This window comes from Flaviramulus multivorans (genome assembly GCF_021728415.1).
GTDB classification, from domain to species: domain Bacteria; phylum Bacteroidota; class Bacteroidia; order Flavobacteriales; family Flavobacteriaceae; genus Sabulilitoribacter; species Sabulilitoribacter multivorans.
The window spans coordinates 150973-176664 of sequence record NZ_JAKKDV010000004.1; the positions used below are offsets into that span (position 1 = coordinate 150973).

Annotated in this window: 26 protein-coding genes; 20 read left to right on the forward strand and 6 right to left on the reverse strand. The window is 34.0% G+C overall.

The window, feature by feature from the left end; translation table 11 throughout:
* Nucleotides 1-57: 57 nt before the first annotated feature.
* Entirely contained in the window at nt 58-2007 is a 1950-nt protein-coding gene (gyrB, locus tag L3X39_RS10605) for a DNA topoisomerase (ATP-hydrolyzing) subunit B (RefSeq protein WP_237231762.1), read from the reverse strand.
* A 611-nt stretch (nt 2008-2618) separates the two neighbouring features.
* Here gyrB and L3X39_RS10610 point away from each other — a divergent pair.
* From L3X39_RS10610 to L3X39_RS10650, 9 genes are all read left to right on the forward strand, one after another.
* Nucleotides 2619-2888: an Asp-tRNA(Asn)/Glu-tRNA(Gln) amidotransferase subunit GatC gene (locus L3X39_RS10610; protein WP_237231763.1), complete on the forward strand. Its 270-nt coding sequence runs from the start codon at nt 2619-2621 to the stop codon at nt 2886-2888.
* A gap of 2 nt (nt 2889-2890) precedes the next feature.
* A complete protein-coding gene (locus tag L3X39_RS10615) occupies nt 2891-4291 on the forward strand; it encodes an amidase family protein (protein ID WP_237231764.1) in 1401 nt (466 codons plus the stop codon).
* Nucleotides 4291-7623 carry a bifunctional amidotransferase subunit GatB/aspartate--tRNA ligase AspS gene (gatB/aspS, locus tag L3X39_RS10620; RefSeq protein WP_237231765.1) on the forward strand — a complete coding sequence of 1111 codons (3333 nt, stop codon included), beginning with the start codon at nt 4291-4293 and terminating at the stop codon, nt 7621-7623. The genes L3X39_RS10615 and gatB/aspS overlap by 1 nt, the downstream gene beginning before the upstream one ends.
* A 205-nt stretch (nt 7624-7828) precedes the next feature.
* Nucleotides 7829-8449 (forward strand): hypothetical protein, encoded by a 621-nt coding sequence (locus L3X39_RS10625; protein ID WP_237231766.1) that lies wholly within the window; start codon nt 7829-7831, stop codon nt 8447-8449.
* Nucleotides 8450-8583: 134 nt separating this feature from the next.
* Nucleotides 8584-9078: a nuclear transport factor 2 family protein gene (locus L3X39_RS10630; RefSeq protein ID WP_237231767.1), complete on the forward strand. Its 495-nt coding sequence runs from the start codon at nt 8584-8586 to the stop codon at nt 9076-9078.
* Nucleotides 9079-9148: 70 nt separating this feature from the next.
* The gene (locus L3X39_RS10635) at nt 9149-9490 is read left to right on the forward strand and encodes a hypothetical protein (RefSeq protein WP_237231768.1); all 342 of its coding nucleotides are present in this window, start codon (nt 9149-9151) and stop codon (nt 9488-9490) included.
* Between the two features lie 128 nt (nt 9491-9618).
* On the forward strand, nt 9619-10401 hold the full coding sequence (locus tag L3X39_RS10640) for a hypothetical protein (protein WP_237231769.1): 783 nt from the start codon (nt 9619-9621) through the stop codon (nt 10399-10401).
* Nucleotides 10402-10442: 41 nt separating this feature from the next.
* Nucleotides 10443-10856 carry an SRPBCC family protein gene (locus tag L3X39_RS10645; protein WP_369411646.1) on the forward strand — a complete coding sequence of 138 codons (414 nt, stop codon included), beginning with the start codon at nt 10443-10445 and terminating at the stop codon, nt 10854-10856.
* 117 nt (nt 10857-10973) lie between these two features.
* Entirely contained in the window at nt 10974-11501 is a 528-nt protein-coding gene (locus tag L3X39_RS10650; RefSeq protein WP_237231770.1) for a DUF2911 domain-containing protein, read from the forward strand.
* A gap of 50 nt (nt 11502-11551) precedes the next feature.
* Here L3X39_RS10650 and L3X39_RS10655 read toward each other — a convergent pair whose 3' ends face one another.
* The gene (locus L3X39_RS10655; protein WP_237231771.1) at nt 11552-12181 is read right to left on the reverse strand and encodes a 7-carboxy-7-deazaguanine synthase QueE; all 630 of its coding nucleotides are present in this window, start codon (nt 12179-12181) and stop codon (nt 11552-11554) included.
* A gap of 135 nt (nt 12182-12316) precedes the next feature.
* On the opposite strand from L3X39_RS10655, the gene L3X39_RS10660 reads away from it, so the two are divergent.
* From L3X39_RS10660 to L3X39_RS10705, 10 genes are all read left to right on the forward strand, one after another.
* Nucleotides 12317-13006, forward strand: coding sequence for a phage tail-like protein (locus L3X39_RS10660; protein ID WP_237231772.1), 690 nt, complete (start codon nt 12317-12319; stop codon nt 13004-13006).
* 143 nt (nt 13007-13149) lie between these two features.
* On the forward strand, nt 13150-13851 hold the full coding sequence (locus tag L3X39_RS10665) for a phage tail-like protein (RefSeq protein ID WP_237231773.1): 702 nt from the start codon (nt 13150-13152) through the stop codon (nt 13849-13851).
* A 66-nt stretch (nt 13852-13917) separates the two neighbouring features.
* Entirely contained in the window at nt 13918-15462 is a 1545-nt protein-coding gene (locus L3X39_RS10670) for a helicase HerA-like domain-containing protein (RefSeq protein ID WP_237231774.1), read from the forward strand.
* 48 nt (nt 15463-15510) lie between these two features.
* Nucleotides 15511-16068, forward strand: a complete 558-nt coding sequence (locus L3X39_RS10675) for a hypothetical protein (RefSeq protein ID WP_237231775.1) — start codon at nt 15511-15513, stop codon at nt 16066-16068.
* A gap of 12 nt (nt 16069-16080) precedes the next feature.
* Complete coding sequence (locus tag L3X39_RS10680; protein WP_237231776.1) at nt 16081-17064, forward strand: YitT family protein; 984 nt, start codon at nt 16081-16083, stop codon at nt 17062-17064.
* A 3-nt stretch (nt 17065-17067) separates the two neighbouring features.
* Nucleotides 17068-17436, forward strand: a complete 369-nt coding sequence (locus L3X39_RS10685) for a cupin domain-containing protein (RefSeq protein WP_237231777.1) — start codon at nt 17068-17070, stop codon at nt 17434-17436.
* The gene (locus L3X39_RS10690; RefSeq protein ID WP_237231778.1) at nt 17437-18264 is read left to right on the forward strand and encodes an alpha/beta fold hydrolase; all 828 of its coding nucleotides are present in this window, start codon (nt 17437-17439) and stop codon (nt 18262-18264) included.
* Between the two features lie 20 nt (nt 18265-18284).
* Complete coding sequence (rluF, locus tag L3X39_RS10695) at nt 18285-19040, forward strand: 23S rRNA pseudouridine(2604) synthase RluF (RefSeq protein WP_237231779.1); 756 nt, start codon at nt 18285-18287, stop codon at nt 19038-19040.
* A 203-nt stretch (nt 19041-19243) separates the two neighbouring features.
* Nucleotides 19244-19669, forward strand: a complete 426-nt coding sequence (locus L3X39_RS10700) for a hypothetical protein (protein WP_237231780.1) — start codon at nt 19244-19246, stop codon at nt 19667-19669.
* A gap of 13 nt (nt 19670-19682) precedes the next feature.
* Complete coding sequence (locus tag L3X39_RS10705; protein WP_237231781.1) at nt 19683-20108, forward strand: VOC family protein; 426 nt, start codon at nt 19683-19685, stop codon at nt 20106-20108.
* A gap of 3 nt (nt 20109-20111) precedes the next feature.
* On the opposite strand, the gene L3X39_RS10710 is transcribed toward L3X39_RS10705, so the two are convergent.
* The 4 genes from L3X39_RS10710 to L3X39_RS10725 all read right to left on the reverse strand — a co-directional run bounded on the left by L3X39_RS10710 (nt 20112) and on the right by L3X39_RS10725 (nt 25060).
* Nucleotides 20112-20837, reverse strand: coding sequence for a YwaF family protein (locus L3X39_RS10710; RefSeq protein ID WP_237231782.1), 726 nt, complete (start codon nt 20835-20837; stop codon nt 20112-20114).
* A 28-nt stretch (nt 20838-20865) separates the two neighbouring features.
* Nucleotides 20866-21744, reverse strand: a complete 879-nt coding sequence (folD, locus tag L3X39_RS10715) for a bifunctional methylenetetrahydrofolate dehydrogenase/methenyltetrahydrofolate cyclohydrolase FolD (protein ID WP_237231783.1) — start codon at nt 21742-21744, stop codon at nt 20866-20868.
* 34 nt (nt 21745-21778) lie between these two features.
* On the reverse strand, nt 21779-23107 hold the full coding sequence (ffh, locus tag L3X39_RS10720; RefSeq protein ID WP_237231784.1) for a signal recognition particle protein: 1329 nt from the start codon (nt 23105-23107) through the stop codon (nt 21779-21781).
* Between the two features lie 189 nt (nt 23108-23296).
* A complete protein-coding gene (locus L3X39_RS10725) occupies nt 23297-25060 on the reverse strand; it encodes a hypothetical protein (RefSeq protein ID WP_237231785.1) in 1764 nt (587 codons plus the stop codon).
* A 113-nt stretch (nt 25061-25173) separates the two neighbouring features.
* Here L3X39_RS10725 and L3X39_RS10730 point away from each other — a divergent pair, with 113 nt between their 5' ends.
* A complete protein-coding gene (locus L3X39_RS10730; protein WP_237231786.1) occupies nt 25174-25689 on the forward strand; it encodes an RNA polymerase sigma factor in 516 nt (171 codons plus the stop codon).
* Nucleotides 25690-25692: the final 3 nt, after the last annotated feature.

The following is a 25692-nucleotide window of genomic DNA, read 5'->3' on the forward strand; positions in this document are numbered from 1 at the left end:
AAAGCGGTTTTCATTAATTTGAAAGCCGCTTTTTGAATATAACACTTAAATAATTACTTACGCATCAATATTAGCATAAATAGCATTTTTCTCAATAAACTCTCTACGTGGTGGAACTTCATCACCCATAAGCATTGAGAAAATTCTATCGGCTTCGGTTCCATTATCTATTTGAACTAAGCGCATGGTTCTAAATTCAGGATTCATAGTAGTATCCCAAAGTTGTTCAGCATTCATTTCTCCAAGACCTTTATATCGTTGAATTTTTGCACCATCGCCAAAATCCTCAATAATTTCATCACGTTCTTTATCGCTCCAAGCATATTGCTTTTTGGCGCCTTTACGAATTAAATAAAGTGGCGGTGTAGCGATATATATATGACCAGCTTCAATTAACTCTTTCATGTATCTAAAGAAAAAGGTTAAAATTAAAGTTGCGATATGCGAACCATCAATATCGGCATCACACATAATAACGACTTTATGATATCTTAATTTTGATAGATTTAAAGCTTTGCTGTCTTCTTCTGTTCCTATAGTAACACCTAAGGCTGTGAAAATGTTTTTAATCTCTTCGTTTTCAAAAACCTTATGAGTCATCGCTTTTTCAACATTCAAGATTTTTCCACGAAGTGGAAGAATAGCTTGAAATGCTCTATCACGACCTTGTTTTGCAGTACCGCCTGCCGAATCTCCCTCTACCAGAAATACTTCGCATTTTGCAGGATCTTGCTCAGAACAGTCACTTAATTTCCCAGGTAAACCACCAATACTCATTACGGTTTTACGTTGCACCATTTCACGAGCTTTTTGAGCTGCATGACGCGCTTGAGCTGCTAGAATTACTTTTTGTACTATAATTTTTGCATCGTCTGGATGCTCTTCTAAATAATCCGTAAGCATTTCAGAAACCGCTTGACTTACCGATGCCGATACTTCTCTGTTTCCTAATTTGGTTTTAGTTTGTCCTTCAAATTGTGGTTCTTGAACTTTTACCGAAATAATAGCTGTAAGACCTTCACGGAAATCATCACCTGCAATTTCAAATTTCAAATTTTTAAGCAGTCCTGATTCGTCCGCATATTTTTTTAGCGTCATCGTTAACCCTCTTCGGAAACCAGACAAGTGTGTTCCTCCCTCGTGCGTATTAATGTTATTTACATACGAATGCAAGTTTTCGGCATAAGAGGTGTTATATACCATGGCTACCTCCACAGGTACACCGTTTTTCTCACCTTCAAATGCTATAACATCTTTCATTAAAGGCTCTCGATTACCATCTAAAAACCGAATAAACTCTTTTAATCCTTCTTCAGAATGAAATGTTTCACCTTCAAAAGTACCATCATCCTTTTTGCTTCTTTTATCAACTAAATGAACTGTAATACCTTTATTTAAGTACGCCAATTCACGCAATCTACTGGCTAAAGTATCGTAGCTATATTCTAGAGTTTGAGTAAAAATAGTTGAGTCTGGTTTAAAGGTAACGGTTGTACCTCTTTTATCAGTTTCACCTATTTGCTTTACAGGATATAAAGGCTTTCCTCTTTCGTATTCCTGCTCCCAAACTTTTCCACCTCTATATACAGTTGCACGTAAATGTTCGGATAACGCATTTACACAACTTACACCAACACCGTGTAAACCACCTGAGACCTTATAAGAATCTTTATCAAATTTACCACCAGCTCCAATTTTAGTCATTACAACTTCCAGTGCTGAAACACCCTCTTTTTTATGTAAATCTACAGGGATACCACGACCATCATCTTCAGTAGTAATAGAATTATCTTCGTTAATAGTAACCGTAATATTATTACAGTGACCTGCAAGTGCCTCATCAATCGAATTATCTACCACCTCATAAACCAAATGGTGTAACCCTCTTGTACCAACATCTCCAATATACATCGATGGACGCATACGTACATGCTCCATTCCTTCTAAGGCTTGAATACTATCTGCCGAATAATTGTGCTTGTTAAATTCTTCTTTAGGTTCGCTCATATTATTATTTAATATTGTTAAATTCTTCTTTATTTTCCATAAAAAAAAGATGCTTTTATGCATCCTTCTGAATACAAACAAATATACGAAATTATCACCCTTTTAAAAAGCTTTTTATCGACTCATTCATAAAATTATCAACATTTGTTAATTACTTAAAAGTGTCTTAAATCGCCTAAAAAGTGCCTTAAATTAAATTTTAATGATTTTTTTTATTTTTTGAAATCGGAAAAAATAAAAAGCTGCTTAAAACTCAAATTTTAAATTTTTATGAAGTGATTTTTGAAATTTTAAACGTCGATTATTCATCATAAATTGATTAATTCCAACACCAATCGATATCAAACTATTACATCCAATAATAATTTATAGAATTAATAAATATTCGGTAATTTTTTTAATAATTTGACAATACACCATATGATATCAAGAAAATTGGTGCTTAGTACATTATTTCTACATATATTTGGCACATATAAAGATATTATGACAACTAACAATAACAATAATAATTTCAATAATCCTAATTTTTAGGGTCGGAAGGTTATTGTTTAAAAATATATGAAGCCTTCCGAATACGGAAGGTTTTTTTTTAATTAAAAATTCAGAAAATGAGTAAAATTATGACAGTCGACGTATTGTCGAGTATTAAAGGAGCGCAACCCAGTGAAGCGGTGAACAAACTATTTGAGGTAATAAAAAATGCACAATCGGCAAATAGCAACTCTTTTAATATTAATCATAATAACAGTGTGTCTTTAAACGAATTAAGAGACGATGTAGTGATTGAAAGTTCTGATTTAGAAAAGAAAATCATTACAGAAAACTTTCCAAAAGAGAAAAAAGGCTATTTAGTGGTTTCTAAAGTTATAGAAGAATAATTATGAAATCTCAAATACGAACCATACACCAGCAATTGGTTAATAAAGAAATAACTTGTACATCATTAGTACAAGAAAAGCTGAGCTTACTTAAGGAGAACACCAACAACACGGTTAACTCATTGTTAGACACTTTAGCATTAGAATTGGCAGCTAAAGTAGATGCTAAAATTGCAAAAGGCGAAACCCTTGGATTACTGGAAGGCATCCCTTTTGGAATTAAAGATGTATATATGCTACAAGGTACGTATACCACTGCAAGTTCTAATTTGCTTAAAAATTACAAATCGGCATACACAGCTACAGCCATTCAAAAATTATTGGATGCGGGCGCTATTCCGTTAGTTAAAGAAAACTGCGATAGTTTTGGTCATGGGTCCTCTAGCGAAAATACCATTTTTGGTGCCGTTAAAAATGCTATCAACCCTGATTTAGTTGGTGGTGGTTCCAGTGGTGGTTCTGCTGTAAATGTAGCAAAAGATTACACCGTGTTTTCTATTGGTGGCGATACGGGTGGTTCTGTGCGTCAACCAGCCGGTTACAACCATGTGTATGGTTTAAAACCGACTTACGGACGTATTTCTCGTTATGGCTTGATGGCATATGCATCATCAACCGACTGTGTTGGACCTATTGCCAAATCGGTTGAAGATATTCGTATTATCTTAAATGTAATGAGTGGTAAAGACACGAAAGACCAAACCACATACGCTTCTGAAGAAATTAAAGAAGAAAACATATCAAATGCTAATGGCATTAAAACCATTGGGTATTTTAAAAACTTTATTGAAAGTGATGCTATCAATTCAAAAATAAAATCTGATTTCTTAGCTTCTATCGAAAAAGTAAAAGCCAAAGGTTTTAAAGTTAAAGAACTTGATTTCTTTAAATCAGACATTCTAGTTTCAACCTATTACACATTGGCGATGGCTGAAACCGCATCTAACCTATCGCGATTGGATGGTAGCAACTACGGAAATAGAATTGAAGATAAAAACCTAAAAGAATCGTACGCCATTACCCGTTCTGAGAATTTTTCAGAAGAAACTAAACGACGTATTGTTGGTGGAAATCAAGTGTTATCTCAAGGGTTTTCAGATGAGATATATTTAAAAGGATTGGCTTTAAGAGATGCTATTTCTGAAAATTTTGAAAATGATTTTAAAGAAGTAGACATCATTCTATCTCCTGTTACACCTAGCACACCACCGAAAATTGGTGATAGCTTAAAAGATCCACATGCCATGTATTTAAGTGATGCTTATACTGTTGGCTTTAGCTTGGGGCAATTACCAACTTTAACAATACCTCAAGGCACGGAAACAGGCTTACAAATTACAGCCTCTAAAAATAACGACGAACTTGTTTTGAAGTTTGCTAACTTCTTAAAAGACACGATATAATGGAACTAGAGCAATTAGACTCGGCTTTAAAAGCCCACGATTTAGAGTTAGTAATCGGACTGGAAACACACGTTCGATTAAACACAAACACCAAGTTGTTTTGTTCTTGCCCGAATCAAGAAATAGAAACCCCAAACCAAAATATATGCTCTGTGTGCACAGGACAAATGGGCGTGTTACCTGCCGTAAATAAGGAAGCTATTAACAAAGCTATTTACTTTGGAAAAGCGGTAAAATCATCGTTTGAAAATGAAGTAATTTCTTGGGATAGAAAACATTATGAATATCCAGACAATCCGAAAAATATACAAATCACACAGTTTCACAATCCTATTATTCCTGACGGACAAGTATCTTGTTTCCGAAATGACGGGTCGCAATTCACAGTCAATTTAACGCAAGTTCATATTGAAGAAGATGCTGCTAAATTGATGCACGAAAAAACAGTTTCGCTCGTAGATTTTAACAAAGCCGGTGTCCCACTTATTGAAATTGTAACCGAACCCTGTATTCGTCACATCGAAGATGCTTCAACGTATGCACAATATATCCTCCGTATTGTTCAGAATTTAAAAATATCGGAAGCAAACCTTGAAAAAGGGGAATTTAAATCGGATGTTTCTGTGTCACTTCGAAAAAAACACAGCTATACTTTAAATCCGCGTACCGAGATTAAAAACTTAAACTCCTTTAAGTTTATGGTTGAGGCTTTGAAGGAAGAAGTAGAAAAACAGTTCAACTATTACATTGAACACAAAGAATTCAGACCTGACCAAACCACGGTTTTATGGGATGCCGATTTAAAGCAAACCAAAACCATGCGTAAAAAGGAATTTGAAGCCGATTATCGCTTTATTTCTGAACCCGATTTACCGTTTGTCAACATCAAAGAAGCCGTTGATGCTATAAAAGTTGATACCAGAACGCTGCCACATGCAGTTGAATCTATTTTGATAAATGGTGGTGTATTACCGCAAGATGCCAAATTTTTTACGGCAGATTCGTTGCGTTCGGAAACCTTTGTTGCCATTAATAACGTACTAAAAGACCCATCATTTGTTGCTAAAACTTTAGTTAACAATATTGGTGCCGATGATTATGGCGACATTCATAGAATTGAACATTTAATTGACATTTTCCAGCTCTTTAAGGAGGAAAAAATAACCTCTGTGTTAGTTCAAAATGCCATTACTTCTTATTTAAAAGACAGAAGTTTTGACTACAACAAATATTTTGAAGACAACACGATTTCAGAAGAACAGATTCAGGAAGCGATAGCGAAAGTCATTTCAGAAAATGAAGCTATTGCCAACGAAATTAAAGCTGGAAACCAAGGAAAAGCCGGTATTTTAGTCGGTAAAGTCATTGGCATTATTGGCAAAGGAGCTTCTGGAAAAGTGATTCGTGAAGGGATTTTGAATCAGCTACAAAGTTCAGAACTAAAAATTCAGAGTTCTAATGAAACGACTAAGCAACATTCGCCTCAACAACGAACAACGAAACAACAGGAAGAAGCATTACCAGAAATTCCTATCGTTATTAAAGACGAATACCGAACCCATGTAATTACTGATATTTCTGAAAGTAGTATTTCTGAAAAAGTAACATTTGCTGGTTGGGTTTCTAGTGTACGCGACCATGGAGAGCTAATTTTTATCGATCTGCGTGATTCGAGTAATGAGGTGTTCCAAGTGCGTTTAAGCAGAGAATCGTTCCCGAATTTAGATGAGTTAGTCAAGCTTAAACCAGAATCGGTTATTACTGTTACAGGAACTATTGTACAACGTAAAGCAGATGACTATAACACCGCATTACGAACAGGAACTATAGAATTGGAAGCTTACGAGCTAGATATTCTAAACCTATCGAGAACCTTACCATTCGAAATAAAACGAGCTACAAAAACCAATGAAAACACCCGTTTTCAGTACAAATTTTTGGATCACAGAAACGACGATGTGCGTCGTGTTATTGTAAACCGCCACAAGGTTATTAAATTGCTGCGCGATATTTTAGATGAAGAACATTTCCTAGAAATAGAAACTCCAATTTTAAGTGCCGGAACCGATGAAGGCGCTCGTGAGTTTATTGTACCTTCAAGAAAGCAAGCAGGCGCTTTTTATACCTTACCGCAAGCACCTCAGCAGTTTAAACAGATGTTGATGGTTAGTGGTTACGAAAAGTATTTCCAATTGGCACGTTGTTTTAGAGATGAAGATTCTCGCGGCGATCGTCAACCAGAATTCACACAATTGGATATTGAAATGGCGTATGCGAGTATGCAACAAATCATCGATTTAAACACCAAAATGTTTAATGAGGTGGTAACTAAAATTTACGGCAACAAATGGATTTTACACCCGTTTGAAGTGATTACCTATCAAGATGCAATGAACTATTATGGTTGCGACCGACCGGATTTACGTTTTGGTTTAAAGCTTCAAGACATTACCAACATTGTAAAAGACACGACCTTTCAAGTTTTTAGCAAACCCATTGACGAAGGCGGTATTGTAAAATGCATCAAAGTTTCTGCTCAAGAACAAGGTAACAAACGTTTATCAAAAGGGCAAATTGAAAAACTCACAGGTATTGCACAACAACATGGTTTGGGTGGGTTAGCCTATATAATTGTGAATGATAACGATTTACAATCACCTATCATTAAGTTTTTAGGTGAAGATATTGCTGCAGGTATTATTAAAACTACCAATGCCCAAGTAGGTGATATAGTGTTTTTCTCGGCGGCAGATTATGCCACTGCTAATAAAGCTTTGGATGCCGTTAGACAAGAATTAGGAAAAATGCTTAAACTTATTAACCCTAAAGAATTACGTCCTGCGTGGGTAGTCGATTTTGCAATGTTTGAAAAAACCGATGAAGGACGCTGGACATTCACCCACAACCCATTCTCAATGCCTGCGGTTTACGATATAGAAAAGCATATGAATGGTAAGGAAGAGGAAATAGGCAGTATTATAGCCCAACAATACGATTTAATATTAAATGGTTACGAAATTGGTGGCGGTTCGGTGCGTGCCCATAAACCTGAAATTTTAGAGGCTACTTACAGAAATATGGGTTACAACAAAGAGGAGATGCTAAAAAGCGTAGGTACCATGTATAAAGCGTTCCATTATGGTGCACCGCCACACGGTGGCATTGCATGGGGTGTTGATAGGTTGATGATGATTTTAGAGAAAAAAGCGTCTATACGTGAGGTAATGGCATTCCCGAAAACAGGAACCAGTGACGATTTATTGTTTGGTGCACCTTCGCTATTATCTGATAAAAAAGTAGAAGAAATGAATGTAAAAGTGATAAGAAAATAAGTTGTTTTTTGAAATAACTCCATTTTAAGATAATTCAAAAAATCCCGATAGTTTACTGTCGGGATTTTTTTGTTTTATTGTAGGAATTATTGGGTATATTTACGGGATATGAGTAATAAAAGTTACTATATAACCAGTTGTAAAACATTTGAATAGCCTATAGTACTTTTGATTTTACCATTAAATCTAATAGAATACAGAAATTATGAAACATAAATTTTTAACACCACTATTTGCAGTTCTGCTTATTCTTTCTATCTCTTGTAAAGAAAATAATCAAAACGACCAAGTTGAATCAAAAGTAACTCAAGAAGCAACCGAAAGTGAAACCAATGAAATACAAAAAAAGATAAAGGAAGCAATGAGTTCTGCGCCATCCTCTATTTCCGCCAATGCTACAATTCTTGATTATCCAAAAGACCCAAAAGGCAAAAAAATTGTACTACGCAAAGGTACTAATGGTTGGATTTGCCTTCCAGACAATCCACATATGCCCGGGAACAATCCTATGTGCATTGATGAACAGATAAAGGAACTTTTCACTGCTATTGCTGAAAATAGAGAACCTGTTATTACCCGAACAGGATTTGGTTATTTTTTACAGGGCGGAGCACCTCGAAGCAATGCAAATCCTTGGGATACGGTTCCAACGCCTGACAATGAATGGATGGAGCACCAAGTGCCTCATATTGTAGTTGTAACACTTGACAAATCAATCCTTGACTCATTACCGACAAAAATGGACAATGGTGGCCCTTGGGTTATGTGGAAAAATACACCTTACGCACATATAATGATTCCAGTTCCAAAGAATACTCTCGAATGAATAAAAAAACGTTGGGTAACAACGTGTATAGTACATTGCTCTGAAATTCCTAAAAAGTAACTAACTGAATTAAAAACTGACTATACAGGTAAGCCGAAAACTGATTAGAGTAGGCATAGTTTTAAAAATAAAAAATGAAAAAATTAATCCATTCCCTTTATTTATTTGCCGCAATCCTAACCATACCTAACGGCCATCTGTTTGCTCAGACTCAAAATGACTCTCTTCAAATAAAAGAAGCTGTTGTCAACTACCTTGAAGGTTTGGATACCAACAATCCGGATAGAGTCGCCAAAGCGCTGCATGCAGATTTAGCTAAACGCATTGTTGATAAAAATAAAGAAGGAAAAGATTTTCCATCAAATATGACCGCTGCAAGTTTGATAGGTTATACTAAAGATTTTGACTTTACCTTATTTTATATAGAAGGTGTCGATTCCGAAGCACCCTTAAAAGTAGATATCTCTATTTATGAAATCTCGAATGGCATTGCTACCGTAAAAGCTGTAACAAACAAGTTTGAATTTGTTGACTACATCCACCTAGGAAAATTAGATGGAGAATGGAAAATTATAAACATCCTTTGGGCTTGGACAGGTAACACCAATAAATGGATGAATAAGGAGTAAAGTTAATAGACTCTACTGCCAACAACGTATATAAAATTGCTCAAACATTCAGTTAACAATTTTCAAAACTATGTCAAAACATTATAAGGAAAAAGCACTTTTAGCAACCACTTATAAAATTGAAAAAGTTAAAAAACAATCTGGTTACTTTAAAAGCAATATAAACAAAGTTATCATACTAGCCGCATTGTTTTCCTTCTTAGCACCGTTTTACAGCAATGAAAATGGAAAATCAATGAAAGATTTATTAGAAATATCTTATACCGAATCGGTCGTTTTTGCATTTATAGTAGTTTCGTCATTCTGTCTTATTGGACATGTAGTTTGGACAATTCAAGATAAATCGCGTTTAAAGGAATTAATGAAAAGAAAAAAAGAATTAGAAGAGGATATAAAGTCATATGATTTATAAAAACTACAGCTAACAACGTATATAAAAAATTGCTACTTTTATATTAACAATGTGAGTTGCATTGTTTACATGCATAATACCTTTGCATTTATTATGGTGTAATTTTTAGAAACACTAATTATATAAAAATGAAAATTACAGCTCTTTTAAAAACAACTTGCGCTGTGATACTATTTTTGACAACAACAGTGGTATTAGCACAAGATTCAATCAAAATAATTGAATCACTGCCTAGTAATTCGGAAAAATTAAATGTAATCCTGCCTAAAGCCTATTGGTTCAATAAATACAAAATAATTTTAGAAAATTACGGCGTCGCAAAAATAAAAGAAGGTATAAGCTCAACTTCAACCAACAACATAAACGGAGTAACTTATGCTGAAACAAAACAAAAAATCTCCGTTGTTTTAACCGATTCAGAAAATAACACTTCCCATTTACAAGCACGAACAGTTCAAAATGGTGAATTTGTTGTAAAAGAAGATATCTTGTTGAACAGAGTATTAAATATTGGAATTGAGGGCGAAGAAATACAAAGCATGATCTTTTATCCTAAAACATTAATTGGCACCATCACAACCAATATAAATAATTCTGAAAATTGGAATTTTAATATAAAAGTATTCGATTTAAAAGTAAGAAATCCAAGAGACTATTTGTTTACTGAAATTGGTAGTCTTAACAACGGGGTTCGAACTATAAGTATAATTCGAACAAATTTGGATAGTAACAGCAATATAGATGTAAAAAATGATATCTCTAAAGGCGCACTCTTTTATGAGTTTTTGGAAAATGGAATATCATTAGGCGCTGTTACATCTTATGATGAAAGTTCAATCTGGTTTAAACCTGGGTTAGATTCCATTACCAAATTAATTTTATGTACAGCTATGCTATCCATTGAATTTTAATTCAATCAAAACAGAATATTAAATTTAAAACAATTAGCGCAATGACTATGATTACTGTTGAAACCACAATTAAAGCACCCATTGAAAAGGTTTGGGAATTTTGGACTAAACCAGAACACATTACCAATTGGAATTTTGCTTCAGATGACTGGTGTTGCCCTTCGGCAACCAACGATTTAAGACCGGATGGAAAATTTGTATGGAGAATGGAGGCAAAAGACGGAAGTATGGGTTTCGATTTTAATGGTATATATAACCAAATTGAAAAGCACAAATTCATCTCTTATACAATGGAGGATGGGCGCAACGTAGAAATAGAATTTAAAGCAGAAGGCGACAACATAAAATTGACAGAATCGTTTGAACCTGAAACAACGAACCCAGTTGAAATGCAAAGAGCGGGTTGGCAAGCAATTCTGGAAAACTTTAAAAAACTTGTTGAATCGTCAAAATAAAAAAACGGCGAACAAAGAAAGTGTCGTGTAAACTTTAACATTAGCCAAAGACTTTTATAAAAACTTTAAGAGTATTTCGCCTTAACTTTAAAAGATTAAAAACTTAAAAATTTCAACATGAAAAAATCAACATTTTTAACAACCTTAGCTTTTGCTTTAGTAATGCTTTTATCTGTAAATGTACACGCGCAAAAGTTTTCGAATTTAGATAAAAGTCCGTTAGACATTGCTTACTACAAAACCGATAGAAATGCACCGCCAATGGTAAAAGTTATTTATAGCAGACCACAACTTAATGGAAGAGAGTTAAGTAAACTTGCACCAAACGGAAAAGTTTGGAGAACAGGCGCTAACGAGGCAACCGAAATTAAATTTTACCAAGACACGAATTTTGGTGGTAAGCCTGTAAAAGCCGGAACCTATTCGTTATTTACCATTCCTGGTGAAACCGAATGGACCGTCATTTTAAATAAAGATTTAGATGTTTGGGGAGCTTACAGCTATAACGAAGCTAATGATGTGGTGAGAGTTAAAGCACCTGTGAGTAAAGGAGATTCTGTTGATGCGTTTTCAATCGCTTTTTCTGATGGCAACATGTATTTAGCTTGGGGTACAGATAGGGTGAATGTATCAGTTAGCAAATAATAGTTTACTTTAATAAACAAAAAAGCCTTGAGATATTAAGGCTTTTTTTATTAGGGTATATTTAAATATTTGTGAGTTTGTAATGATACTTTCCATTTAGGATTCTTCATAACATAATCTACAATTTCTGGTATAACTTTATCCCGTTTGCTCCACTCGGGTTGTAAGTATAAAATACAATCTTTATTAACTTTTGCGGCTTGTTCTTCAGCAAAACGAAAATCGTCTTTATTATAAATAATCATTTTAAGTTCGTTGGCAACTGCATAAATTTCTTCGGTAGGAAGTTTCATTTTTTTGGGTGATAAACAAATCCAATCCCAAACACCTGTTAATTTATAAGCTCCTGAGGTTTCAATATGTATTTGTAAGCCTTCAGCTTTTAGTTTGTTAGTTAAAAGCGTCATATCCCAGGTTAATGGTTCGCCTCCAGTTACTACAATTGTATCGCTATATTTTTTAGCGTTTTGAACAATTATATTGGTTTCAGTAGGTGGATGCAATTCAGCATTCCAACTTTCTTTAACATCACACCAATGGCATCCTACATCGCAACCGCCTATACGAATAAAATAGGCTGCAGTTCCTTTGTGATAGCCTTCTCCCTGTATCGTATAAAACTCTTCCATTAAGGGTAACATCTCCCCTTTATCAACCAATAATTGCGTCTCTTTTTTCATAGTTTGCAAAGATACATATTACTGGTGTTATTTCTTTATATTTTGTTTTTCAATTCAATTTACTTAACTTCACATTGGATTAGTTAGTTGTAAATTGTTTTCGTTCTCTCTCAAATGAAAAAAACTTTATTTTTGATGCTAATATTATGCATGCATAATATTGGATTTGCCCAAGTAGGCATAGGTACCACGTCTCCAGATCAGTCATCTATGCTAGATATCCAAGCCACTAACAAAGGCATACTTATTCCTCGGTTAACCACAGTTCAAAGAAATACAATTATAGATCCAGCAACTGGTTTGCTTATATTTAATACGACATCTAATGCATTTGAATACAATTCTGGTATTCCGGCATCACCAATTTGGAGCCAAATAAATACTGCCTCATCCACATATATGGGTAAGTTTATTATTTCTGGCACAGGTAGTCAAACTATTACAGGGCTCCCTTTTCGACCTACTGCCATCAAGTTTTCAGCTTATGCTAATGTAGAGTCTTATAATATTAATGCCGATAATGGCGTAGGAAATAACAATAACACCTTTCAAAATACATTTGGAGGCATGAATGGTTATGCCACCAACTACAGCGGTTCCATACAACAGCAAGTTATTTTTAACGGAGGTAATGGCAACTCGATAAATGATATTTCTAGATATGCATCGGATACAAGAGCAATTGGTATTAGGTATGCCAACCAGAATGGTGACAATTTAGGTTTAACCGCTGCTGCTATTACAAGTTTTAATGTTGATGGATTTACTATTAACGTAACAAATCATACTGAAAATATCGTTGTTATATATGAAGCATTTAAATAACATTTTTTGTAAATTATTGAAAATCTAGCTCCTATTAGTAGGCATATTTTGAATTACAAGGTTGTTTTGATAACTTCGTACCAGATTATTATTAATTGTAAATTGTTTTCATTCTCTCTCAAATGAAAAAAACTCTCTATTTAATGCTAATATTATGCATGCATAATATTGGATTTACCCAAGTAGGTATTGGCACTACAAACCCAGACCCTTCATCTATTTTACATGTAGAATCTACCGACAAAGGTGTTCTTATACCCCGATTAACCACACTTCAAATAGCGGCAATTACCAATCCTGCTCATGGCTTAATGGTTTTTAATACTGATACTGACGAATTTGTATTTAATATTGGAACCACTCTATCTCCAATCTGGAATGAGATTTCTGAAACGGCTTCGGTAAAATACAGTAATCTTGATACCACATCAAACCTTAATGCTGCTGCTTACACCAACGCCCCAATCTTGGGAACGCTAGATTGGAATGATGATTTAACCTTATATACTGTTGTAGGTAATACAATAACTATTAATAGAACAGGTAGGTATAGAATAATTGTTAACATGGCGTATACCGTACCCACCATTGGAGGAAATACAGACCAAAGAGTTTCTGTTGAAGCACAAATAGCTATTAATGGCACGCCAACTGGCTCCATTGCCAACACCGGGTATGTTAGACATGCAAATAATCATAGGGAAGCATCATTACATATCAATGAAGTGTTTAATATTGTTGCAGGTCAATCTTTAAGTGTACAAACTATACGAGGAGGCAATTCAGCGCCTGCTGTTTTCAGAAGCATAGGCACTTCAAATATTTATATTCAAAAAATAAAATAGCACTTTACTAAAAGCATTTTTTTTCTTCCTTATTTTTCCTGTATTTTTATACAAATTTTAGTTTGTATGGATAGAAAGGAAACCTTTTTTAATTATATCGTTGAAGGAAACACAACTAAAGGTGATTTTATTCCTGTTGGTGCTGCCATGTTAGATGGTGAAACCGTTACAGGTGCGCACGTTAAAATACCTTTAAAAACCCTAAACCGTCATGGTTTAATTGCAGGCGCCACGGGTACCGGAAAAACGAAATCATTGCAAGTTTTAGCCGAAAATTTAAGCGATAAAGGTATTCCAGTATTGCTCATGGATATTAAAGGCGATTTAAGTGGGCTAGCACAACCAAGCCCTGGACATCCAAAAATTGATGAACGTCATGCCAAAATAGGACTCCCTTTTGAACCTAAATCGTTTCCTGTTGAAATATTAACATTATCCGAACAAGATGGTGTACGTTTAAGAGCCACTGTTAGCGAGTTTGGTCCCGTGTTACTATCTAGGATTTTAGATTTATCTGAAGCTCAATCTGGTGTAGTTGCTGTTATATTTCAATATTGTGATGACAACAAATTACCTATTTTAGATTTAAAAGATTTTAAAAAAATATTGCAATATGCCACGCAAGAAGGAAAGGCAGAATTTGATGAAGCTTATGGCAGAATTTCAACAGCGTCAACAGGTGCTATTTTGCGTAAAGTGGTAGAATTGGAGCAACAAGGGGCTGATTTGTTCTTTGGTGAAACCTCTTTTGATGTTGATGATTTATTAAGAATTGATAAAGATGGCAGAGGTTATATAAATATTATAAGACTCACCGATATTCAAGATAGACCGAAATTGTTTTCCACCTTTATGTTGAGTTTATTAGCTGAAATATATTCCACATTTCCAGAACAGGGTGATAGTGATAGACCGGAGCTTATCATCTTTATTGATGAAGCTCATTTAATTTTTAATGAAGCCTCAAAAGCTTTATTAAACCAAATTGAAAGTATTGTAAAGCTTATCCGAAGCAAGGGTGTTGGTTTGTATTTTGTAACCCAAAACCCTACGGATGTTCCTGAAGCTGTTTTGGGACAATTGGGATTAAAAATTCAGCATGCTTTAAGAGCATTTACTGCGAAAGACAGAAAAGCCATTAAACTTACTGCACAAAATTATCCAGATTCTGAATATTACGACACAACCGAAGTTTTAACATCTTTAGGTATTGGTGAAGCTCTAGTTTCTGCCCTTGATGAAAAAGGTAGACCCACACCATTAGCTGCCACCATGATGCGAGCTCCTATGAGCCGTATGGATATTTTAACAGATGGAGAATTAAGTTCATTGCTTTCAAATTCTAAAATGGTGAAAAAGTATAATGAGACCATTGATAGGGAAAGCGCTTATGAAATGCTTAATGAGAAAATTGAAAAAGCTCAAGAAGAAGAAGAAGCCAAAGAAAAAGCTCGCAAAGAAAATGAAGCTTTGAAAAAAGCGGAATCAAAAAAGCGAACTACAAGTTCAAGGAGTAGAAGTACTCGTATGAATCCGGTAGTTAAAGTACTAACCAGTGCTACTTTTATTCGTAGCGTTTTTGGTATTTTAACCAAGGTAATGAAGAAATAAATTCGAAATAATTCCTCAAATAAATAATTTAATTAATAACTTAATTTAATGCGACATTCATTTCTAGGTTTAATAGCGTTAACCTTACTATTTTTTTGCTGTAAAAAAGAACAAAATCCTTTTGAGGTTGGCAAACATCACATTGGTTTATTAACCGATTCTACTCAAGTAAAAGATTTAGAAATCATTTTTTCAAATGACTCTATCTCTACTTTTATCAGTGGTGATGAGTTTACTGGAAGTAAAAACAATATTGATGTTTTTGAAAAGGGTGGTAAAAAACTATTGGTTTTAACACCACAAAATTCACTTGACTCCACATCGGTAATTGAAAGTGTTCAAATCATAGATCCACGATATAAAACAGCCAAAAGCATTTCAACTTTGAGTACCTTTAAAGATATTTCAACTGCTTATAAAATTTCTAAAATTAATAACTTAATTAATTCAATTGTTATTAATGTTAACGAAATAAACGCTAGTTTCGCTATCGATAAGAAAGAGCTTCCAGCGAATTTGAGATTTGACATGAATTTAAAAATTGAAGAAACTCATATTCCTGATAATGCTAAGATTAAATATTTCTTTATAAACTGGAATGATTAAAAATTAAATAACATGAATCCATTTTTTGCAAAGGTATTAGTTGACATTGCTCGCAACCGTATAAAAGCAAAGCAAAAAAGCAATAAACCTATTAGCAAAAAACAAATTGTTCCTTTAGTAAGAAAATTTCAAGTCGAAATAGCACATGCCGTAAAGGAATACATCTTTATTATAATTGGGGTATTTTCAGCAGGCTTTGGATTAAAAGGATTTTTATTACCAAATCATTTTATCGATGGTGGCGCAACTGGTATTTCATTATTACTACAGCATACTTTATCGTTAAATTTAGGGCTATTATTAGTTGTAATAAACCTGCCTTTTTTAATATTAGCTTCAAGAACCATTGGTAATAAATTTGCAATAAGAAGTATTGCAGCCATAACGCTATTGGCTTTTGTAGTGCACTTTGTAGATTACCCAACAATTACAGATGATAAATTACTAATTGCAATTTTTGGTGGATTCTTTTTAGGTTTGGGAATAGGAATGTCTATGCGAGGTGGCAGTGTAATAGATGGCACTGAGGTTTTAGCCATTTTTTTAAGCAGAAAATTGTCTTTAACCATTGGTGATGTATTATTTCTCATTAACATTTTAATATTTTCAGTTGGTGCTTATATTCTATCTGTCGAAACGGCACTATACGCGATTTTAACTTATTTAGCGGCAGCAAAAACAGTGGATTTTGTTGTTGATGGTGTTGAAGAATATGTTGGCGTTACCATCATATCAAATAAACATGATGAATTACGGTTTATGATCACACAAAAACTAAGACGCGCATGCACTATTTATGCCGGAAAAGGTGGTTTTGGCTCAAGTGGCGACAGTTATGATAAGGATATTATTTACACTGTTATTACTCGATTAGAAATTGCAAAACTTCAAACTGAAATTGATAAAATTGACAAAAATGCATTTATAATCATGGGTGTGGTTAAAGATTTAAAAGGAGGAATGATCAAGAAAAAACCTATGAAAGACAACCATTAAAATATGTCTCAAAAAAAATACAATATTCAAAATAACCCGTTTGTAGTACCTACCGATGATGGTAAAACAATAAAAGAGCATTTTGGTTTGGCTAGTGACGGAAATTCACAAATAAGTATTGCCCACATGAAAGCTCCTGCAGGCTGGAGCGAACCTTTTCAAACACCAGAATTTGATGAATTTACATTCATTATTAAAGGAAGAAAACAATTTATAATCGAAGGTGAAACTGTCGTTTTAGAGGCAGGTCAATCCATTAAAATTGAAAAAAATACACGTATACAATATTCCAATCCGTTTACAGAAGTATGCGAATATATTGCCATTTGCACGCCAGCCTTTTCTATGGATTTAGTAAACAGAGAAGCCTAAATGAGTACCTATCTTACTAAAATTATTGGTTCTTCAATAAATTTAATAGCTCATATTAGCCCTTCTTATGCTGCAAAATTAGCTGTGCTTTTATTTTCGATGCCTCGGAAAGCAAAATTGAATGATGAAGCTAAAGTATATTTAAATACTGCCAAACAAGAAGATTTAGATTACGAAAAATTCAAAATTAAGACTTATCAATGGGTTGGAAAAAAAGATACCATCCTATTGATTCATGGTTGGGATAGCAACGCTTTCAGATGGAAAGACTTAATCGATATTCTTAAGCACGAAGATTACAACATTATATGCATTGATGCTCCTGCTCATGGTGCTTCTGGAAGTAAAATATTTAATGCGCCTTTATACTCAGAATGTATCAATGTAGTCGTTAATAGATTCAACCCATCAATTATTATTGGTCATTCGGTTGGAGGTACTGCTGCTGTTATTGCACAAAAAAATCATAACCTTACATCTATCAAAAAATTAATATTACTAGGTGCACCTTCAAATCTCGCTATTTCTGTTCAGAATTATGTTAAAATGATGGGCTATACCACAAAAGTGTCAAAGGCTATAAATCAATATTATTTAAAACATTTTAATCATTTACCAGAATATTATTGCCCTGAAAACTTTTGTAAAAATATACAAGCAAAAGGACTAATAATTCATGACAAAAAAGATAGAATTATTTCGTTCAAAGAAGCCTTAGACATTCATCGTGTTTACAAAAATTCTCAGTTAATCAAAACTATGGGCTTAGGTCACAGACTGAAATCTGACAAAGTATATCAGTATATTTTAGACTTTCTAAACGATTAAGTTTATTGTATTTTTGAATTATGGAAGAAGCGCTAAAACGTATCAACAAATTTTTAAGCGAAGTTGGTTATTGCTCACGAAGGGAGGCGGATAAACTTATTGAAGCTGGCAGAGTAACTATTAACGGTGTAGTTCCAGAAATGGGGACTAAAATAGCCCCAAATGACCTTGTAGCGGTGGATGGAAAAGAAATTAAAAACAATAAAGAAAGCTTTGTCTACCTCGCTTTTAATAAACCTGTTGGTATTGTTTGTACTACCGATACATCCGTTGAAAAAGATAACATTATCGACTTTATCAATTACCCAAAACGTATTTTCCCAATTGGAAGATTGGACAAACCTAGTGAGGGTTTAATTCTTTTAACGGATGATGGAGATATTGTAAATAAGATTCTTCGTGCAAGTAATAATCATGAAAAGGAATACGAAGTAACCGTTGATAAACCCATTTCTCAAACGTTTATTGAACGAATGGCCGGTGGTATTCCGCTAGCAGATTTAAATAAAACAACTAAAAAATGTAAAGTTGAGAAACTCAGCACTTATAAATTCAAAATTGTTTTAACTCAAGGATTGAATAGACAAATTAGACGTATGTGCGACTATTTAAACTATGAGGTGCAAACTTTAAAACGCGTAAGAATCATGAACATTAAGTTAGATGTTCCTGTTGGTGAGTATCGAAAACTAACCAAAGATGAATTTGAAGATTTAAACAAACTTTTAAGTGATTCAACAAAAACCTATCAAAACAACAAATTAAAACGCCGATAGCGTTGTTAATTAATTCATAAATAGTCCATTCCTTTTACAGTTCTTGATTAAATTTAGAAAAAGTAATTATGCGACTAACAACTCTACTCCTATTTTTAACGTGATTTACAGTTTTTGCACAATATGATTATGAACCTTCCGATGCATTTCCTTTTGGAAGACCAAACCCTGAAGCACCAGAACAAATTAAAGATTTTGCTTCCATGATTGGAGAATGCCATTGTAAGTCAACTGCACGAAAACAAGATGGAACCTGGGCTGGAGAAATTGACATGATTTGGCGATTTAAATATATTATGAATGGTATGGCGGTTCAAGATGAAACTCTGAAAGCGGATGGTGGTCACTCCGGAAGTATTCGTCAATTTAATGCAGATAGTAGCAAATGGTATGTACATTATTATTCTTCAAAAGGAATTCCCAAAATATTGCCTGCTTGGGAAGGCGAAAAGAAGGAGGATAAAATTGTTTTATATAGGGAACAAAAAGCCCCAAATGGGATGGATGGCTCTTACCGATTAACATTTTATGATATGTCTGAAACAGGATATAAATGGATTGGAGAATGGGTTGACAAATCTGAAACTGTTGTATACCCAACATGGAAAATAAACTGCACTAGAAAATAGAATAACCTTTTTTATGAAAACACACATTTCACCTTTTCACTTAGCCCTTCCTGTTTACAATTTAAATGAGTGCAGAATATTTTATCGTGATATTCTAGGTTGTGAGGAAGGAAGAAGCAGCGACCATTGGGTAGATTTTAATTTTTTTGGACATCAGTTGGTTATTCATTACAAACCAAAATCTGAAGACGCCATACATACAAATCCTGTGGATGGTAAAGATGTGCCTGTACCACATTTTGGAGTGGTTTTACCATGGGATGTATTTAACTCATTCGCAGAAAACTTAAAAAATAAAAACATAACCTTTGTTATAGAACCTTATATTCGTTTTGAAGGATTAGTTGGCGAACAGGCAACCATGTTTTTTTATGACCCATCTGGTAATGCCTTAGAGTTTAAAGCGTTTAAAGATATAAATCAATTATTTGCCAAGTAAATTTTATTTTTTTCGGTTTCGTTCAACGAAGTAAAATGGTGTGTAAATCAATAAAAAATAAGGGATTATAATTATTTGAACGACTATAATATACCAAGGCCATTCACCAAAATAATCTAATATAGATGCCGATTGTGGTTTTTGATTTAAATAAAAATAATTAGCATTTAGCACATAATTTATTATTACCATAAAAATCACATACAACTGCAACGCAAAAAATGACTTGAATACACTTTTAAAAGTAGGCTTCATTTTTAAAACAATGGTTGCATAAAAAATAACCGTTAAAAGTCCCAGATGTACTACCCAATACCTAAAGTAATCGAAGCTAGGAAAACCAACAGAAATATCGGGTGTTAACACTGCTTGCAGGGTTCCAGCAATAATCCAAAACAGTAATATTTCATACATCCACAATTTTCTATAGTATGTAAATATTGGAATTACTAACCCCATCAAACTACATAAATACAAAGGTAAGTCGGTCGAAATATTATAGGTTCCTAAACTAATTTTATAGAGATGAAACCCAAAAACTACTATGCTAATAAAACAAGCGAAACGATGAAGTGATTTCTCTTGTTGTCTTTTATTTAATTTTGCTTTGGAGTATTTAATGAAAATTACACAAAACAAAACGGCTAATCCTACTGGAATTATATGCTGAAGACTACCAATAGCAGCTCTATTAAATAAAAAAATTGCATTATAAACTAAAAAACTCATAATGCAATTTAACTAATTATTATATAACTTAATTACTGTGTCTTTCTCGTGCTAACAATGTGTTTTTAAGCAACATGGCTATAGTCATTGGACCAACGCCACCAGGAACCGGAGTAATGTAACTGGCTTTTTGACTAACACTCTCAAAATGCACATCGCCTGCAAGTCTGTAGCCGTTCTTTTTAGTTGCATCAGGAACCCGAGTGATTCCTACATCGATAATTACAACGTCTTCCTTTACCATATCACCAGTCAAAAATTCTGAAATACCTATGGCAGCAACAATAATATCCGCATTTTTAGTAATCTCAGTTAAGTTTTTAGAGCGACTGTGAACTACGGTAACGGTAGCATCACCAGCTTTTCTTTTTTGACTCATTAAAATACTCATGGGCCTACCAACAATATGGCTTCTACCCATAACAACAACATTCTTACCTGATGTTTCAATTCGGTATCTTTCAAGTAGCTCCATAATACCGTAAGGTGTTGCTGGTAAAAACGTAGGCAAATCTAAAGCCATTCTTCCAACATTTACAGGATGAAATCCATCAACATCTTTATCTGGGTCAATAGCCATTAAAACCTTTTGATCATCAATCTGTTCTGGCAATGGTAGTTGCACGATAAACCCATCAATGTTATTGTTGGTATTTAATTCGTGTATTTTTTCTAGTAATTCTTCTTCCGAAGTATATTCTGGTAATTCAATAAGTGTAGAGTTAAAACCAATGCGTTCACAGGCTTTTACCTTGGCATTAACATAAGTCATGCTCGCACCATCAGATCCCACAAGAATTGCCGCAAGATGCGGTACTCTTTCCCCTTGAGAAATCATAGATTTCACGTGTTCAGCGATTTCATCTTTAATATCGTTACTTACTTTTTTACCGTCTAAAATTATCATTTGGTGATTGGTATTTACTAAAAACTAATTGAATTTAACGCATTCCTTTCATCATCTGCATCATCTTTTTACCGCCACCTCCTTGCATCATCTTCATCATTTTGCTCATCTGGTTAAATTGTTTTAAAAGTTGATTAACTTGTTGTACCGATGTTCCTGAACCTTTTCCTATTCTAATTTTTCTACTTGAATTAATTATGGCAGGGTTACTGCGCTCTTTAGGTGTCATGGAATGAATAATGGCTTCAATCCCTTTAAAGGCATCATCATCAATATCAACATCTTTAAGCATTTTTCCAGCGCCTGGAATCATCCCCATAAGGTCTTTCATATTACCCATTTTCTTTATTTGCTGAATTTGCTTTAAGAAATCATCGAACCCAAATTGGTTTTTGGCTATTTTCTTTTGAAGTTTTCTTGCCTCTTCTTCATCAAATTGCTCTTGTGCACGTTCTACTAACGACACCACATCACCCATTCCTAAAATACGGTCTGCCATACGTGCCGGATAGAACACATCAATAGCTTCCATTTTCTCACCCGTACCAATAAACTTTATAGGCTTATTAACCACGGATTTAATAGAAATAGCAGCTCCACCACGGGTATCACCATCTAATTTGGTAAGGATGACACCATCAAAATTCAAGACATCGTTGAAGGCTTTTGCGGTGTTAACAGCATCTTGCCCAGTCATAGAATCTACTACAAACAAGGTTTCTTGTGGTTGAATAGCTTTATGAATGTTTGATATTTCGGTCATCATGACCTCATCAACGGCCAAACGACCAGCGGTATCTATAATAACCACATTATATCCGTTTGCTTTGGCATGAGCAATACCTGCTTTAGAAATAGCAACAGGATCGTTATTCTCTCTATCACTAAAAACCTCTACACCAATTTGATCTCCAACAACATGCAATTGGTCAATCGCAGCAGGACGATATACATCACACGCTACTAATAAAGGTTTTTTGGATTTTTTATTTTTAAGATAATTAGCCAGTTTACCTGAAAACGTTGTTTTACCAGAACCCTGTAAACCAGACATTAAAATAACACTTGGTGTACCAGAAAGATTGATGCCTTCTGCATCTCCACCCATAAGTTCGGTTAACTCATCTTTTACAATTTTCACCATGAGTTGCCCTGGCTGTAACGTAGTTAATACGTTTTGACCTAGCGCTTTATCCTTAACTCTGGTAGTAAATTCTTTTGCAATTTTAAAGTTAACATCGGCATCTAATAAGGCACGACGTACTTCCTTTAAAGTTTCGGCTACATTTACCTCGCTAATGCTTCCGTGACCTTTTAGTACGTGTAAAGCTTTATCTAATTTATCACTTAAATTATTAAACATAATTCTCTTTAAATTTTAAGAAGTGCAAATTTAGTGATTTGCTTGTTATTATAGAAGTAACACTTTATAAAAAACCATAATAAAAAAAGGCTGTCAATATTAAATTGACAGCCTTTATAAAGGAAACTTTGCTTAATAATTAACCTAACCAATCGAAATAAGGGGGTTTCCTTTTAACCAAAAACGTAATTAATTTTTCTTTTCAAGGACTAAGATTCTTTCTATGGCTCCTGTTGAACTTAAATCTTTTAATTCCACTCTATTAGGAGTTATTTCTACAATTCTCCATCTGTGGTTTAATTGATTAAACGGCTCTTCAATCCCGAAGTGCATACCTAAATGCAATCCTTCGTTTCTATATGCCAACCAATTACCATCTATAACTCCATTGTTCGGGTCTGTTACTTTTATCCATCCGCTTTCTAAGAAATCAATGGTATACATGCTGAAACTATCGGTTTTATTTACATCACCATCTTCATAAAGTGCTACTTCCCACTCACCTGTAATTAAAACATCATCAATGTAGTTTATATCATCATCTCCATCAGGACAATGTCTCATTAAAACCATTTTGTTATCTCTATTTCCTAAGCTTTCAAGTTTAATTAAACCTGGTTGTAGGAATGTAACAAACCACTCTAGTTGTAAGTTTGGTCTTCCTTCTAATTGAATTTGCAACACAAACCCTTCAGTATTATAAGCTAACACTTGGTAAGTACCTTCAACAAACACACCGTTTACACGAATTTTAACTACGTTGTTTTCGAAGAATTTTAATGGTGTACCTATATAATCTTTTTCATTATCGGTTCCATCAATGCTTAATCGTGCTACTCTCCAGAAACATTCTTTTAAATAATTTTCAATGCGCTCTTTGGTAATATCTGTATTAAGATCACAATTTTTCTTTAAGATGATTCGGTTACCACCAGCTTGGTATAACTTAATTCTACCTGGGTCTAAATCGTATACAAACCACTCTAAAGTAAAGTCTACAAGCGTATCAAACTCTAATTTTATTAGGGCACCACGATCGGTAACTCTTGTTGTCCAAGTACCCGTTAAAACATCGCCATTTCTAGCATATACTTTTACTACATTTTCTGCTTTAAATACTATTACATACTCACGATAGTGATCGTTTAAATTATCTTCATTTCTTTTGAATTCATGCACTACCCAAGGACAAGATTGTAAATACTCGTCTAATCGTTCTTTTGTAAAATCGTCATCTCCATAATCATTATCATCGTCTTCATCACAAGCATCTTTAGCTTCTCTAATAACATTAGCCAATTGTATGTTATTATTCACTTCAATTTCAGTACCATCAGCCAATACCATTGTGACCGGGAAATTAAGGCTTGCTAAAACTTCAGCATTAATAACTCTTTTAATAAAGAAGTGTAATTGTCTGTCGTTTTGAATTTCTACAACATCAATAACCTGAAAATTAGGGTTATAAACTGTAAAAGAGATTGGGTATTTAAAATCGATACATTCTATATCATCATCTTCTTCATTATCACCTCTACATTCTGCAACTAATTCAGCTAAATGCGCACGGTTTTCAATAACAATTTCTTCATGATTTGATAGAATAACTGTAATAGGAAAAATAATTTCTAAGTCATCTTCATCGTCTTCAAACTCTTTAAAAATAGCTTCAATAACTTTAAAATCTTCTTTAGAGTCAATTATAATTTCAAGACCATTAACAATAACAGTTATTGGTAATTTTACAGACAAACAACTTGCTTTGTCAATTACGTTATCTGCAGATCCGTCCATGGTAGAAGCGGAAAGCATTAAAGCAGTTAATTCAGATTCGGGTGTAAGGGCTTCTTCCTCTACAGGAGGTGTAATATCAACAACCTCATCTTGACAAGACGTTAACATTAAAAGGGCAAAAAAAGGTAATAATAATAGTGTTTTCATTTTTGTTTTCATGATAATTGATTTTGGGTTCAACATAGCTTTTGATTATAAAACAGGATAACTTTAAAAATTCCTACCCTGTATGTGCTTTTTTTTTATTTTAGTGCTACCAACTACCAATAATAATGGGGAAACAATTACATGATAATATTTGCGAGGAGCATCTTTTTTCGTCTATATTTAATAAACATGCCAAAGATTTACACAATTTTTTATACTACAAATTTGGCGATTTGCTCAACCCTAAAGATAAAGTACAGGAAGCTTTTATTAAGTTATGGGAAAATTGCGCCAAAGTTTCACCCGATAAAGCAAAGAGTTTTGTTTTTACTACAGCCAATAATTTAATGTTGAATGAAGCAGCTCATCAAAAAGTAGTTTTAAAACACCAACAAACCAAACCTAAAACATATACCAATGAGAACCCTGAATTTCTAATGCAGGAAACCGAGTATAATGACAAGCTACAAAAAGCATTAAGTAATTTAACGGATGCACAACGCGAAGCTTTCATGATGAATCGTGTAGAGGGAAAACGCTTTAAAGAAATTGCTGAGATTTTAGACATCTCAACCAAAGCGGTTGAAAAACGTATTTATGGGGCTTTGGAAAAGTTGAGGAAGGATATTAAGGAGTTATAAACA